Raw genomic sequence first — 13899 nt, 5'->3', positions numbered from 1 at the left:
CCTCCGCCGCCGCCGTACGGCCGTGAGCCGCGGCGGGCTGCCGCGTGCCGCCGCGCGCCCCACCGAACCCACGACACCTTCCGACAGGAGCCCTCAGCCATGGCCATCGAGGTCCGCATCCCCACCATCCTCCGCCAGTACACCGACGGCCAGAAGGCGGTGGAGGGAAACGGGGACACCCTCGCCCAGCTCTTCGCCGACCTCGAGACCCGGCACGCGGGCATCCAGGCCCGCATCGTGGACGGCGATCAGCTGCGCCGCTTCGTCAACGTCTACCTGAACGACGAGGACGTCCGCTTCCTGGACGGCATCGACACCAAGCTCACCGACGGCGACAGCATCACGATCCTGCCGGCCGTCGCCGGCGGCATGGCCTGATCACGATGCGTTACGACTCCCCGCTGGCCGCGGTGGGCAACACCCCCCTGGTGCGCCTGCCGCGGCTCTCGCCGTCCGACGACGTCCGCATCTGGGCCAAGCTGGAGGACCGCAACCCGACCGGCTCCATCAAGGACCGCCCCGCGCTGTACATGATCGAGCAGGCGGAGAAGGACGGCCGCCTCACCCCGGGCTGCACGATCCTCGAACCCACCAGCGGCAACACCGGCATCTCGCTCGCCATGGCCGCCCGGCTCAAGGGCTACCGCATCGTCTGCGTGATGCCCGAGAACACCTCGCAGGAGCGCCGGGACCTGCTCGCCATGTGGGGCGCGGAGATCATCTCCTCGCCGGCCGCCGGCGGCTCCAACACCGCCGTACGCGTCGCCAAGGAACTCTCCGCCGAGCACCCCGACTGGGTGATGCTCTACCAGTACGGCAACCCGGGCAACGCCGGCGCCCACTACTCCGGCACCGGCCCCGAGATCCTCGCCGACCTCCCCTCCCTCACCCACTTCGTGGCCGGCCTCGGCACCACGGGCACCCTCATGGGCGTCGGCCGCTACCTGCGCGAGCACAAGCCCGACGTCAGGATCGTCGCCGCCGAACCGCGCTACGACGACCTGGTGTACGGCCTGCGCAACCTCGAGGAGGGCTTCGTACCCGAGCTGTACGACGCCTCCGTCCTCACCACCCGCTTCTCCGTGGGCTCCGCCGACGCGGTCACCCGCACCCGCGAGCTCCTCCAGCAGGAGGGCATCTTCGCGGGCGTCTCCACCGGCGCCGCCCTGCACGCGGCGATCGGCGTCGGCCGGAAGGCGGTGCAGGCCGGCGAGAGCGCCGACATCGCCTTCGTCGTCGCCGACGGCGGCTGGAAGTACCTCTCCACCGGCGTCTACACGGCCGCCACCACCGAGGAAGCCATCGAGGCCCTCCAGGGCCAGCTCTGGGCCTGACGCCTCACCGGGCGAGATGACGGACCCGGTCCCACAGGGCCGGGTCCACCTCGCCCACCCGGCGCCGGAAGTCCCCCAACGGCACCTCGCGCAGTTCGTCGGTCTCCAGGAAGCTCGTCCGCCCCCGCGCGTCGCCGACCGCGCCCGGCGGCAACGCGATCACCCCGGCCCGCTCCTCCCGGTGCCGGCTGGTGATCTTCGCGACGAGCGCCCGCCGCCCGCGCACCGAGAGCACCAGACACGGCCGGTCCTTCGCACCGTCCGTGTCCTCGTACGGCACGTTCGCCCACCAGATCTCCGCGGGCCGCGGCCTCGCCGCCCGCCCCCTCGGCCCCGTGGGCCGCCCCGGCGGACGCCGGCTGCCGCCCGGCCGGGAAGGCCGCCGGCCCCGCCCCCAGCCGTCGACGACCGCGGCGACGAGTGCGAGCAGTACCACCGCCGCGAAGGCGAGCCACCAGGACGTGTCCATACCGACGACGGTACCGGCGCACACCACCCCCGCGCGCCCCTCCCGTGGCCTCGTGCGCCCTGCGTCCAGCCGAACCGGTGACAGCGCAGGTGAGTTCGCCCACAACAGCCCCTGGCGGAGGAGCGACCGCAGGTCTCGCGCCGTACGCTCGACGCACCGCACGACCCCCGTCTCTCCACACGCGCCAGCGGAGGTTTCTGCTTCATGAAGCTCACCGTCGTCGGCTGCTCGGGGTCGTTCCCGTCCGCGGAATCGGCCTGCTCGAGCTACCTCGTCGAGGCCGACGGCTTCCGGCTGCTCCTCGACATGGGCAACGGCGCCCTCGGCGAGCTGCAGCGCCACTGCGGTCTCTACGACCTCGACGCGATCTTCCTCAGCCACCTGCACGCCGACCACTGCATCGACATGTGCGCCTACTTCGTGGCGCGCTACTACCGGCACGAAGGCGGCCGCTGCGGCCCCCTCCCGGTCCACGGCCCCGAGGGCACCGAGCACCGGCTCACCACCGCCTACGCCGACACCCCCACCGCCTCGTCCATGAGCGAGGTCTTCGACTTCCACACGGTCAAGCCGTCCACCTTCGAGGTCGGCCCCTTCACCGTGCACACCGAACGGGTCGCGCATCCCGTGGAGGCCTACGCCATCCGCGTCGAGCACGACGGCAGGTCGCTGACCTACTCCGGCGACACGGGCGTCACCCCCGTACTGGACGAACTGGCCCGCGACACCGACCTGTTCCTGTGCGAGGCCGCCTTCACGCACGGCAAGGAGGACATCCCCGACCTGCACCTCAACGGCCGCGAGGCGGGGGAGACCGCCGCCCGCGCCGGCGCCCGGCGCCTGGTCCTCACCCACATCCCCCCGTGGACCGACCCCCGCATCAACCTCGCCGACGCGCGCGAGGTGTACGACGGGGCGGTGGAGGTGGCGGCGCCCGGCGCGGTGTACGAGGTCTGACACGCGAAACGGCGGGGCCCGGTCCAGGACCGGGCCCCGCCGTTTCGCGCGTGCGGACTACTTGCCCTCCGCCTTCTGCAGCTCGGCGAGCTCCTCGTCCGACTCACGGCCGGGCGTCGGCAGGTTGAACTTCGTGATCGCGAACCGGAAGACCACGTAGTAGACGGCCGCGAAGCACAGCCCCACCAGGGCCAGGCCCCACGGGTTGCTCGCGATGCCCAGGTTCAGCAGGAAGTCGACCGCGCCGGCCGAGAAGCCGAAGCCGTCCTTCATGCCCAGCGCCCAGGTCAGCGCCATCGACACACCGGTGAGCACCGCGTGGATGGCGTACAGCACCGGCGCGATGAACATGAAGGTGAACTCGATCGGCTCGGTCACACCGGTGACGAACGACGTCAGCGCGAGCGAGAACATCATGCCGCCCACGACCTTGCGGCGCTCGGGGCGCGCACAGTGCACGATCGCCAGGCAGGCCGCCGGCAGCGCGAACATCATGATCGGGAAGAAGCCGGTCATGAACTGGCCCGCGGTCGGGTCACCGGCCAGGAAGCGGGCGATGTCGCCGCTCTTGCCCTCGTACGAGCCCGCCTGGAACCACGGGAAGGAGTTCAGCAGGTGGTGCATGCCGATCGGGATCAGCGCGCGGTTGGCGACACCGAAGATGCCCGCGCCGACGGCACCGGAACCGACCAGCCACTCACCGAAGTTGTGCAGACCCGTGCCGAGCACCGGCCAGATGTAGCCGAAGACGATGCCGAGGACCAGGCCCGCGAAGGCCGACAGGATCGGGACCAGACGGCGGCCACCGAAGAACCCCGCCCAGTCGGGCAACTTGGTCCGGTAGAAGCGCTGGTAGAGCAGCGCCACCACGAGACCCATCACCACACCGCCCAGGACCTTGGCGTCCACGGGCGCGTCCGTCATGACGACCTTGCCGTCGACGGCCTTCGCCACCTGCGGCAGGTTCTCGTCGGTGAACGTGGCCAGCACGTTCTTGAAGACCAGGTAGCCGACGACCGCCGCGAGCGCCGTGGAACCGTCCGACTTCTTGGCGAAGCCGATCGCGATGCCCACGGCGAACAGCAGCGCCATGTTGTCGAGGATCGCGTTGCCGCCGGCCGCCATGAACCCGGCGATCCTCGTCAGGAACCCGGGGAACTCCGGGCGGCCCAGCATGTCGGTGTTGCCGAGGCGCACCAGCAGGGCGGCGGCGGGCAGCACCGCGACCGGCAGCATCAGGCTGCGGCCGATGCGCTGCAGCACAGCCATCACACCGGCGCCCTTCTTCTTCTCGGCCGCGGGCGCGGCGCTGGGCGTGGTCACAACATCCTCCAGGGGGACAGGGCGCGCCGCCCGGTCGCAAGGGAAGGATGAGGACGGCGTCGTCGCAGGTCTAAACCACTCAGTGGTGTAGACCTGTTGTAGCACGATGAAGGCCGTGTAAGGAACCCACGATTCCGCGACCGGGACGCTACGCGCAGTACCGGCCCCGGGCCCCCGGGCGGACACCCCGCGAAGGCGCGCCGAGGGCCCCCGGCGCGACGCTCCGGGGGCCCTCGCAAGACCACGGGCCAAGCCTACGCGAGCCCTACACCTTCGTGACGTCCTCCACCTCGTCCTCCGGCTCCCGCCCCGGCGTCTTCAGGTCGAACCGCGTGATCGCGAACCGGAAGACCACGTAGTACACCACCGCGAAACACAGACCGATCGGAATGATCAACCACGGCCTCGTCGCCAGATTCCAGTTGATGACGTAGTCGATCAACCCCGCCGAGAAACTGAACCCGTCCTTCACACCCAGCGCCCACGTCACCGCCATCGACACACCCGTCAGCACCGCGTGCACCGCGTACAGCACCGGAGCGATGAACAGGAACGAGTACTCCAACGGCTCCGTGATCCCCGTCACGAACGACGTCAACGCCACCGACAGCATCAGACCGCCGACCTCCTTGCGCCGGTGCGGCTTCGCGCAGTGCGTGATCGCCAGCGCCGCCGCCGGCAGCGCGAACATCATGATCGGGAAGAACCCCGTGGTGAACTGCCCCGCATCCGGATCCCCCGCCAGGAACATGTTGATGTCCCCGTGCACCACCGTGCCGTCCGGCTTCGTGTACGAACCGAACTGGAACCACATCGGCACGTTCAGGAACTGGTGCAGGCCGATCACCAGCAACGCCCGGTTCGCCAGCCCGAACACGCCCGCACCCCACGCGCCCAGACCCGTCAGCCAGTCGCTGAAACCCTCCAGCGCGTCACCGACCGGCGGCCACACCCACAGGCACAACGCCGCGAACACGATCGCCACGAACGCCATGATGATCGGCACCAGCCGCCGCCCGTTGAAGAAACCGAGCCAGTCCACCAGCTTCGTACGATGGAACCGCTGCCAGAAGTACGCCGTCGCCAGCCCCATCACGATGCCGCCGAAGACACCCGGATTCTGGAACGTGAACGCCGTCACCGTCCCCGACCCGTCCGTCAGCCGACAGCCGACCTGCGCGACCGCCTGCGCCCCCTCCGGACAGTCCTCCGGGAACTGCCGCAGCACGTTGAAGTAGACGAGGAACCCCGCCACCGCCGCCAGCGCCGTCGAACCGTCCGCCTTCTTCGCCATCCCGATGGCCACGCCCACACAGAACAACAGCGGCAGCCCCAGCGAACCGTCCAGCAGCGCGCCACCCGCGCCGGTCATCACCTTCGAGACGTTCGACCAGCCCAGCCCGTCGTCCCCGAACACGTCCGGCTGCCCCAGCCGGTTGAGAATGCCCGCCGCGGGCAGAACCGCGATGGGCAACTGAAGACTGCGACCCATCTTCTGCAACCCCTGGAACAGCTTGTTCCAACGGGCGCGAGCAGGGCTGACCCCGCTGTCGGCACTCATCCGGTCTCCATCCGGTCTCCGTCCGGCCGCCCCTCGGGCCCCGTACACGGGAGGCGGTTTGGCGGCCGTCAGTCGGGTGGTGTAGACCAGTTGACGACGGTTCCGCTGTCGTGACGCCATCATTCGGTACGCACCGCATGACCGCTCGCGAAGATGGGCCAACTGTGGGTTACTGCGACAAAGCGGTTCGGACCAGGGAGAAGGAACATGGCCAGCAAGGCTGAGAAGATCGTCGCCGGCCTCGGCGGCATCGACAACATCGACGAGATCGAAGGCTGCATCACCCGCCTCCGCACCGAGGTCAACGACCCCGCGCTGATCGACGAAGCCGCCCTCAAGGCCGCCGGCGCCCACGGCGTCGTCAAGATGGGCACCGCCATCCAGGTCGTCATCGGCACCGACGCCGACCCGATCGCCGCCGAGATCGAAGACATGATGTAGAACCCACCGGTTCACCTCCCACCGGCAAGGGGCCTTCCCCCCGCGATTCCACAGCGGCGAAGGCCCCTTCCGCATGGGCCGCTAGGCTCACCCGCATGTCACGCATCGACGGCCGCACCCCCCAGCAACTCCGCCCCGTCACCATCGAACGCGGCTGGAGCAAGCACGCCGAAGGCTCCGTCCTCGTCTCCTTCGGCGACACCAGAGTCCTCTGCAACGCCTCCGTCACCGAAGGCGTCCCCCGCTGGCGCAAGGGCAGCGGCGAAGGCTGGGTCACCGCCGAATACGCCATGCTCCCCCGCGCCACCAACACCCGGGGCGACCGCGAATCCGTCAAGGGCCGCATCGGCGGCCGCACCCACGAGATCAGCCGCCTCATCGGCCGCTCCCTGCGCGCCGTCATCGACTACAAGGCGCTCGGCGAGAACACCGTCGTCCTCGACTGCGACGTCCTCCAGGCCGACGGCGGCACCCGCACAGCGGCGATCACGGGCGCCTACGTGGCCCTGGCCGACGCCATCACCTGGGCCCAGACCACCAGGAAACTCATCAAGCCCAGCCGCAAGCCCCTCACCGGCACCGTCTCCGCCGTCTCCGTCGGCATCGTCGACGGCACCCCCCTCCTCGACCTCCGCTACGAGGAGGACGTCCGCGCCGACACCGACATGAACGTCGTCTGCACCGGCGACGGCCGCTTCGTCGAGGTCCAGGGCACCGCCGAGGCCGAGCCCTTCGACCGCGACGAACTCAACGCCCTCCTCGACCTCGCCGCCGCCGGCTGCACCGAACTGGCCGGCCTCCAGCGCAAGGCACTCGACGCCACCCTCGGAGAGTAAAGAGAACCCCAACGACGCGTCAGGAAAGGGCGGCCCGGACACGCAACTCCGCCGCCCGCCGCCGCGTCACTAGCAGTACAGCAGTTCCCCGGGCGTACGGCCGCGCGCGCCGTGCGCCCGTAGAACTGACCCACCGCACACGGGCCGCCCGGCCTGTCCCAAGGGGAGGACCGAGACCCATGGCCGCGAGCCGCCACCGCCGCCTTCGCCGCACCACCGTCACCGCCGCAGCCGTGGCGGCCTTCGCCCTGACCACCGGCCTCACCACCGGCTGCGACGCCGTCGACAAGGCCCTCGACTGCGTCCAGGCCGCCGACGCCATCGCCGACAGCGTCACCGCACTCCAGCAGGCCGTCGACAGCGCCTCCGACGATCCGGCGCAGATCGAGGAATCCCTCACCTCCATAGACGAGAACCTCGACAGGATCGGCGACAAGACCGACAACGCCGACGTCGGCAAGGCCGTCGACGACCTCGGCAAGGCCGTCGACAACGTCCGCACCTCGGTGGAGAACGGCGACGAGACCCCCGACCTCAGCCCCGTCACCGACGCGGCGGGCGAACTGACGAAGGTCTGCACGCCGTAGCAGCCGTGGTGACGGACGCCGTAGCGGCCACAGTGACGGACGTCATAGCGGACGCCGTAACAGCCACCGTGACGGACGCCGTAACAGCCACCGTGACGGGAGCGGGTGGAAACGGACCGGCGGGCCCCCGGGATACTGAACCCATGACCCGCCTGATCCTCGCCACCCGCAACGCCGGAAAGATCACCGAACTGAGGGCCATCCTCGCCGACGCAGGCCTGCCCCACGACCTCGTCGGCGCGGACTCCTACCCGCAGATCCCCGACGTCAAGGAGACCGGCGTCACCTTCACCGAGAACGCCCTTCTCAAGGCCCATGCCCTCGCCCGGGCCACCGGCCTGCCCGCCGTCGCCGACGACTCCGGCCTCTGCGTCGACGTCCTGAACGGCGCCCCCGGCATCTTCTCCGCCCGCTGGGCCGGCCGCCACGGCGACGACCGGGCCAACCTGGACCTCCTCCTCGCCCAGATCGGCGACATCGCCGACGAACACCGGGGCGCCCACTTCGCCTGCGCGGCGGCCCTCGCCCTGCCCGACGGCACGGAACGGGTGGTCGAGGGCCGGCTCCGCGGCACGCTGCGCCACGCCCCCGCCGGCACGGGCGGCTTCGGCTACGACCCGATCCTCCAGCCGGAGGGCGAGACCCGCACGTGCGCGGAACTGACGGCAGCGGAGAAGAACGCGATCAGCCACCGCGGCAAGGCGTTCCGCGCCCTGGTACCGGCGGTGCGGGAGCTGTTGGGCTGAGAGGGTGGAGGGGCCGCCCGTTGAGGAGGCCCCTCCTGCTGTGTGCGGCCGGTGGGACTCGAACCCACACGGGTGTTAACCCACTGGGACCTAAACCCAGCATGACTGCCAAATTCCATCACGGCCGCTCAAAACGGTCATCACGCTCGACCGACGGCGTTCAGTCTACGGGTACTTCGGTTGCTTCGGTGAGGGGCGCCTTTCTCTTCCGTCGGCACCAGGTCTTCGTCAGAGCGTGACAGTTGGGGCAGAGATAGCGCAGATTCTCCCGGCGGTTGTCACGCCGGTCGCCGTTGACGTGGTCGATCTGCAAGGTGAGGGACTGCCCCCGCCACTCGCCGGTGTTTCCGCAGGTTTCGCATGCGCAGGGCACACCGATCTCGGTCAGGGCCCGGTGGAGCTGCGTCCTGTTCGTCCGTCCGGCGTGGGGCGGCAGTTCGACGAGCACGCGCGGGGCGACGGGCTCGGGCACGGGGCGCTCGGGCCGGGCCCATGACCGGCGCCCGAAGTGACTCGTATCGAGACCCAGCCGGGCGACGGCCCGTCGCACGCGCCGGTGGTTGGTGCCGTTGACGTCCAGGCCGAGCCGGCGCATGACGTCCGCGTAACTCGACGAGCCTTTCACCGCGTCTCGCAGAGCGTCCTCGGGAACAGTGATGCGCCGGTGGGAGAAGTGGCCCGTCTCGACGCCCTCATCGCGCGGCACACGCCGCAGGGTCGCGCGTGAGCGGCTGTCGTCCGGTATCCCCAGGGCCCGGGCCACGCCACGGATGCTCGTGGCCGTCGCGGCTGCGGCACTCAGCTCCTCCGGTGTGAAAGGCAGGTCCGGTCCGGGCTCCTTCAATCCGGGAGAATGGCTGACGTCGATGCCCGCGGCGCTGATCCGGCGACGCATGTGGGAGAGCGTCCCGGTGGCCGGAGTGGCGCCCAGCTCGAGGGCTACTTCGCGGAGTGACGACGAGGACGCGGCAGCCACCGCGATGGCGGCGTCCGGATACGCGCGCCACGGGCTGCGCTGGACGAAGTGGCTGGTGCTGAGCCCGTGAGCAGCGCCCTTCTCCCGCAGCACCCGGCGTTGCCCTCCACTCGCCCGGAGCCCCAGCCGCCGCATCGGATCCGTCCAATTACGGGCTTCGGCGACGGCTCCCGCGAGCCGCTCCCGTGCATAGGTACTGCTCTCCATCGAGCCGTGTCCCCTCCGCCGCGGCCGTCCGTCCCGGCCGTCCGTTCGCAGCCTCGTACGGAGTAACGAACCGTTTGTCGGACTGTCACGTACGGAATGCGGAAGGGCCCGTACCGGGGTCAGCCGGTGCGGGCCCCGTGGGGCAGGCTCAGATGCCCAGGTCCTTGATGATCTTGGCGACGTGGCCCGTCGCGCGGACGTTGTACAGGGCGTGCTCGACCTTGCCGGCCTCGTCGACGACGATCGTGGAGCGGATGACGCCCAGGTAGGTCCTGCCGTAGTTCTTCTTCTCGCCGAAGGCGCCGTACGCGTCGAGGACCTTCTTGTCGGGGTCGGCGAGGAGGGTGACCTTCAGGGACTCCGCGTCGCGGAACTTCGCCAGCTTCTCGGGCTTGTCGGGGGAGATGCCGATCACGTCGTACCCGGCGCCGGCGAGCAGTTCCAGGTTGTCCGTGAAGTCGCAGGCCTGCTTGGTGCAGCCGGGGGTAAGCGCGGCAGGGTAGAAGTAGACGATGACCTTGCGGCCCTCGTGGTCCGACAGGGACACCTCGTTGCCGTCGGCGTCCGGGAGGGTGAAGGCGGGGGCCGGGTCCCCGGGCTGGAGTCGCTCGCTCATCGATCCAGCGTAACCGGGGGTCCTGACAGTGCAGAGAAGCGAGTAGCTGACAGACTGTCCGGAACAGCGTCAGCAGACTTCGGAGGCCGTACGGTGGCGGACACGTCGGACATCAGAACCCCGGCGCAGATCGAGGCGGACATCAAGCGCCGCCGCGAGGTGCTGGCCGAGACGCTCGACGAGATCGGGATGCGGGTGCACCCGAAAACGATCGTGGGCGATGCGAAGGCCAAGGTCGCTTCCAGCGTCGATCACACCCTCGGACGGACGTACGTCCAGGTCAATCGGGTGGTCAGCGATGTGAAGTCGCAGTTCGTGGACGAGGCGGGCGCGCCGCGGATGGAACGGGTCGTGCCCGTCGCGCTCGTGGTCGTCGGGGTCGTGGGGCTGCTGGCCCTGGGCGGTACCCGGCGGCGCGGCCGGTGAGCCGGGGCAGGTAGGTTCAGGGCGTGAGCGCCAAGAAGAACGAGCACGGCTCCCCGGACGACAAACTGCCCATCCGCATGCTGCACGACCGCGTACTCGTGCGGCAGGACGCCGGTGAGGGCGAGCGGCGTTCCGGGGGCGGCATCCTGATCCCCGCCACGGCGGCGGTCGGCAAGCGGCTGGCCTGGGCCGAGGTCGTCGCGGTGGGGCAGAACGTACGGACCGTGGAGGCGGGTGACCGGGTGCTGTACGACCCGGAGGACCGCGCGGAGGTCGAGGTGCGGGGGGTCGGTTACGTGCTGATGCGGGAGCGCGATCTGCACGCCGTGGCCGCGGACCGGTTCGAGGGGTCGGAGGATTCGACCGGCCTGTACCTGTGAACCCGCGGTAGGAGACGGCGGAAGGGGCTGGTGGTCAAGGTCACCAGCCCTTTTCCCCTGTCTTTGCTACGTTGGAGGGGCCCGACGAGACGCGCCGTACCGGGCTGAAGGCAAAGACGACGCACCCCGTTCGGTTCGTTTCGCGGAGGTGCCTGTCATGGCGTGGGTCCTGCTTGTCGTCGCCGGTCTGCTGGAGGTCGGCTGGTCGATCGGGATGAAGTACACGGACGGTTTCACCCGTCTCGTGCCCAGTCTGCTCACCGGTGCCGGGATCGTGGCGAGCATGGTGCTGCTGTCGTACGCGGCGCGGACGCTGCCCATCGGTACCGCCTACGGCGTGTGGGTGGGCATCGGGGCGGCCGGTGCGGCGGTGCTCGGCATGGTGGTGCTGGGGGAGCCGGTGACCGCCGCCCGGATCTTCTTCATCTGTCTGCTGCTGGTCGCCGTGGTGGGCCTGAAGGCGACCTCCGGTCACTGACGCTCACTGCCGCCGCGGGGTGATGGGGATGCCGGAGACCGTTCCGGTGTCCGGGTCGCCGCCGCCCGCGCCGCCGGTGTCCTCGCCGCCCTCGGTGGTGCCGCCGCCGTTCGTCGAGTCGTCGGTGCCGCCCGTGGGGCCCGGTTCGCCGCTGGCCCCGCCCGTGGTGGGGCCGCCGTTGGACGGGTCGCTGGTGCCGGTGTCGCCGGTGTCGCCGGGCGGGGTGCTGGTGCCGCTGCCGGTTCCGCCCGGGGTCTCGCCGCCGGTCGACTCGCCGCCGGTCGGGTCGTCGCCCGGGTCGCTGCCGGTGCTCCCGTCGCCCGAGCCCGGTGTGTCGGAGGTCTCGGCGGAGGGGGCGCGGGTGGCGTCGGCGCCGGTCTGGAGCCGGAGGTCGAAGTCGGTGACCGGTTCGCCCTCGAGGGCGTCGCGGGTGTACTGGCCCCAGATCTCCGCGGGCGCGCCGCCGCCGTTGACGCGGGCCAGGCCCATGGCGCCGTAGAGGGACTTGTGGGCGGCGGTCTTGGGGTCCTGGCCCATCACCGAGACGACGGTGGCCAGCTCGGGGGTGTAGCCGGCGAACCAGGCTGCGGTGTCCTCCTCGGCGGTGCCGGTCTTGCCGGCCGCGGGGCGGCCCGCGGCCTGGGCGGCGGTGGCGGTGCCGTTCTGGACGACGCTGCGCAGGATGGAGGTGGTGGTGTCGGCGGCCTCGCGGCTGACGGCCTGGCGCTCGCGCCGCTCGGGCAGCTCGACCTTCTGCTTGCCGTCCTTCATGACCTTCTCGACCAGCGTGTAGGTGCCGTGCCTGCCGTGGTTGGCGAGGGTCGCGTAGGCCTCCGCCATGTCGAGGGGGCTGGCGGTGGCCACGCCGAGGGCGATGGAGGGGGAGGGGGTCAGTTCGGGGGTGTTCTTGGAGAGGCCGAGGTCGATCGCGGTCTGCTGGACCTTGTCGGAGCCGACGTCCACGGCCATCTGGGCGTACACGGCGTTGATGGACTTGTCGGTGGCCTCGCGGACGGTCACGTCGCCGTAGTCGTGGTGGTCCTCGTTCTCCGGGGCGTAGTCACCGCCGCTCCAGCCCTGGACGGGGCGTTCGCTGGTGCCGTCGTAGACCGTGTTGGGGCCGATCATGCGGCCGTCCTGCGTCGTGGAGTCGTTCTCGACGGCCGAGGTGAAGACGAAGGGCTTGAAGGTGGAGCCGACCTGGAAGTCGCGGCGGACGGCGTTGGGTGTGTACTGCTTGACGTAGTCGACGCCGTTGTACATCGCGACGACCTTGCCGGTCCTGGGGTCGACGGAGGCGCCGCCGGCGCGGACGTAGCTGTCGACCTCGCGGTCCTCGTCCAGTTTCGACATCAGCTTGTCGTCGACGGCCTTGACGAAGGCGTCCTGCTTGTCCTTCTGCAGGGTGGTGGTGATGCGGTAGCCGCCGCGGCCGAGTTCCTCCTCGTCGACGATGCCGTTCTGGATCAGGTGGTCCCTGACGATGTTGACGACGTAGCCGCGCTGGCCGGACATGCCGGTGGAGATGGTGGACTTCTTGGGGGAGGGGAACGTCGCGTCGGCGCGCTCGGCGGGGCTGAGCCAGCCCTTGTCGGCCATGCCGTCCAGGACGTAGTTCCAGCGGGCCTCGGCGGCGGGCCGGTTCTCGGGGTGGGCGACGACGTCGTACTGGCTGGGGGCGTTGAGCAGGGAGGCGAGGTAGGCGCCCTGGCTCGCGGTGAGGTCCTTGGCGTCGACGCCGAAGTAGGCCTGGGCGGCGGCCTGGATGCCGTAGGCGCCGCGGCCGAAGAAGCTGGTGTTGAGGTAGCCCTCGAGGATGTCGTTCTTGCTCTTCTCCCGGTCGAGCTTGATCGAGATGAAGAACTCCTTCACCTTGCGGGTGACGGTCTGCTCCTGGGCGAGGTAGTAGTTCTTGACGTACTGCTGGGTGATGGTGGAGCCGGACTGCTTGCCCTTGCCGGTGGCGGTGTTCCAGCCGGCCCGGACCATGGCCATGGGGTCGATGGCGGACTCGGTGTAGAAGTCGCGGTCCTCGGCGGCCAGGACGGCGTGCTGGGCGTCCTTGGAGATGCGGGCGAGGCCGACGTTCTCGCGGTTGACCTCGCCGTCGCGGGCGAGGACGCTGCCGTCGGCGTACAGGTAGACGTTGGACTGCTTGGTGGCGAGTGCGTTGGCGGCCGGGATGTGGACCAGGGAGTAGCCCAGGAAGAAGCCGCCGATCAGCAGCAGGAGGCCGACGAGGCAGGTGCCGAGCACCATGCGCCAGGTCGGGACCAGCCGGCGCCAGCCGGTGCGCTTGGGCCGCTTCGGCTTCTTGGGCTCGTCCTGGCCGGCCGGGCCCTCGACCCCCGGGGCGGCCGCCGATGGCTCTCCCGGCGCCCCGCCCTGGTTCGGCTGCTGCGGCTGCGGCTCGTCACTCATCTCGTGCACGGACTCCTGTTTCGCGTCGTACGGTCTGGTCCCTTACGGCCTTGTACGCCTCTGCGCCCTCTGAGGAAGACTCTCGCACCGGGCGTTCCGTTCCCACTCGGCGGCACACCCGTGAAAATCCGTGGCACGGGC

16 protein-coding genes, 1 tRNA gene and 1 riboswitch are annotated in these 13899 nt (G+C 70.2%); of the genes, 10 read left to right on the top strand and 7 right to left on the bottom strand.

Annotated elements, in window-relative coordinates:
* The first annotated feature begins 99 nt into the window (after positions 1 to 99).
* Both ACVV2G_RS11420 and ACVV2G_RS11415 read left to right on the top strand, forming a co-directional pair.
* Positions 100 to 378, top strand: coding sequence for a MoaD/ThiS family protein (locus tag ACVV2G_RS11420; RefSeq protein ID WP_453842533.1), 279 nt, complete (start codon positions 100 to 102; stop codon positions 376 to 378).
* 5 nt (positions 379 to 383) lie between these two features.
* On the top strand, positions 384 to 1334 hold the full coding sequence (locus tag ACVV2G_RS11415) for a PLP-dependent cysteine synthase family protein (protein ID WP_453842532.1): 951 nt from the start codon (positions 384 to 386) through the stop codon (positions 1332 to 1334).
* A 4-nt stretch (positions 1335 to 1338) separates the two neighbouring features.
* Here ACVV2G_RS11415 and ACVV2G_RS11410 read toward each other — a convergent pair whose 3' ends face one another.
* Positions 1339 to 1803, bottom strand: a complete 465-nt coding sequence (locus tag ACVV2G_RS11410) for a type II toxin-antitoxin system PemK/MazF family toxin (protein ID WP_453842531.1) — start codon at positions 1801 to 1803, stop codon at positions 1339 to 1341.
* 204 nt (positions 1804 to 2007) lie between these two features.
* Here ACVV2G_RS11410 and ACVV2G_RS11405 point away from each other — a divergent pair, with 204 nt between their 5' ends.
* Entirely contained in the window at positions 2008 to 2760 is a 753-nt protein-coding gene (locus ACVV2G_RS11405; protein WP_453842530.1) for an MBL fold metallo-hydrolase, read from the top strand.
* Positions 2761 to 2817: 57 nt separating this feature from the next.
* Here the strand turns inward: ACVV2G_RS11405 and ACVV2G_RS11400 are convergent, their stop codons facing one another.
* Together ACVV2G_RS11400 and ACVV2G_RS11395 are read right to left on the bottom strand one after the other, a co-directional pair.
* Positions 2818 to 4083 (bottom strand): PTS transporter subunit EIIC, encoded by a 1266-nt coding sequence (locus tag ACVV2G_RS11400; RefSeq protein WP_453842529.1) that lies wholly within the window; start codon positions 4081 to 4083, stop codon positions 2818 to 2820.
* Between the two features lie 265 nt (positions 4084 to 4348).
* A complete protein-coding gene (locus tag ACVV2G_RS11395) occupies positions 4349 to 5644 on the bottom strand; it encodes a PTS transporter subunit EIIC (RefSeq protein WP_453842528.1) in 1296 nt (431 codons plus the stop codon).
* Positions 5645 to 5851: 207 nt separating this feature from the next.
* On the opposite strand from ACVV2G_RS11395, the gene ACVV2G_RS11390 reads away from it, so the two are divergent.
* The 4 genes from ACVV2G_RS11390 (at position 5852) to rdgB (ending at position 8254) form a co-directional block, all read left to right on the top strand.
* Entirely contained in the window at positions 5852 to 6085 is a 234-nt protein-coding gene (locus ACVV2G_RS11390; RefSeq protein WP_055417150.1) for a PTS sugar transporter subunit IIB, read from the top strand.
* Positions 6086 to 6180: 95 nt separating this feature from the next.
* Entirely contained in the window at positions 6181 to 6921 is a 741-nt protein-coding gene (gene rph, locus ACVV2G_RS11385) for a ribonuclease PH (RefSeq protein ID WP_453842527.1), read from the top strand.
* A gap of 179 nt (positions 6922 to 7100) precedes the next feature.
* Positions 7101 to 7508 carry a hypothetical protein gene (locus ACVV2G_RS11380; protein WP_453842526.1) on the top strand — a complete coding sequence of 136 codons (408 nt, stop codon included), beginning with the start codon at positions 7101 to 7103 and terminating at the stop codon, positions 7506 to 7508.
* Positions 7509 to 7651: 143 nt separating this feature from the next.
* Positions 7652 to 8254 carry an RdgB/HAM1 family non-canonical purine NTP pyrophosphatase gene (gene rdgB, locus ACVV2G_RS11375; RefSeq protein ID WP_453842525.1) on the top strand — a complete coding sequence of 201 codons (603 nt, stop codon included), beginning with the start codon at positions 7652 to 7654 and terminating at the stop codon, positions 8252 to 8254.
* Positions 8255 to 8297: 43 nt separating this feature from the next.
* Here rdgB and ACVV2G_RS11370 read toward each other — a convergent pair.
* The 3 genes from ACVV2G_RS11370 to bcp form a co-directional block, all read right to left on the bottom strand.
* Positions 8298 to 8382, bottom strand: a tRNA-Leu gene (locus ACVV2G_RS11370).
* A gap of 32 nt (positions 8383 to 8414) precedes the next feature.
* A complete protein-coding gene (locus ACVV2G_RS11365) occupies positions 8415 to 9437 on the bottom strand; it encodes an HNH endonuclease signature motif containing protein (protein WP_453842524.1) in 1023 nt (340 codons plus the stop codon).
* A gap of 148 nt (positions 9438 to 9585) precedes the next feature.
* A complete protein-coding gene (gene bcp / locus ACVV2G_RS11360) occupies positions 9586 to 10053 on the bottom strand; it encodes a thioredoxin-dependent thiol peroxidase (RefSeq protein ID WP_453842523.1) in 468 nt (155 codons plus the stop codon).
* A gap of 93 nt (positions 10054 to 10146) precedes the next feature.
* Between bcp and ACVV2G_RS11355 the strand changes: the two genes are divergently transcribed.
* The 3 genes from ACVV2G_RS11355 to ACVV2G_RS11345 all read left to right on the top strand — a co-directional run bounded on the left by ACVV2G_RS11355 (position 10147) and on the right by ACVV2G_RS11345 (position 11337).
* On the top strand, positions 10147 to 10479 hold the full coding sequence (locus ACVV2G_RS11355; RefSeq protein WP_453842522.1) for a DUF3618 domain-containing protein: 333 nt from the start codon (positions 10147 to 10149) through the stop codon (positions 10477 to 10479).
* A gap of 77 nt (positions 10480 to 10556) precedes the next feature.
* Positions 10557 to 10859, top strand: a complete 303-nt coding sequence (locus ACVV2G_RS11350; RefSeq protein ID WP_453842624.1) for a GroES family chaperonin — start codon at positions 10557 to 10559, stop codon at positions 10857 to 10859.
* Between the two features lie 56 nt (positions 10860 to 10915).
* A riboswitch (guanidine-III (ykkC-III) riboswitch) is annotated at positions 10916 to 10985 on the top strand.
* A gap of 31 nt (positions 10986 to 11016) precedes the next feature.
* Positions 11017 to 11337, top strand: a complete 321-nt coding sequence (locus ACVV2G_RS11345; RefSeq protein ID WP_453842521.1) for a DMT family transporter — start codon at positions 11017 to 11019, stop codon at positions 11335 to 11337.
* 3 nt (positions 11338 to 11340) lie between these two features.
* Here ACVV2G_RS11345 and ACVV2G_RS11340 read toward each other — a convergent pair whose 3' ends face one another.
* Positions 11341 to 13758, bottom strand: a complete 2418-nt coding sequence (locus ACVV2G_RS11340) for a transglycosylase domain-containing protein (RefSeq protein ID WP_453842520.1) — start codon at positions 13756 to 13758, stop codon at positions 11341 to 11343.
* Positions 13759 to 13899 lie beyond the last annotated feature (141 nt).

The organism is Streptomyces sp. JK94 (genome assembly GCF_053613315.1).
Note: the sequence above shows the minus strand (reverse complement) of the source record. Positions and strands in the feature narration are given on the sequence as shown.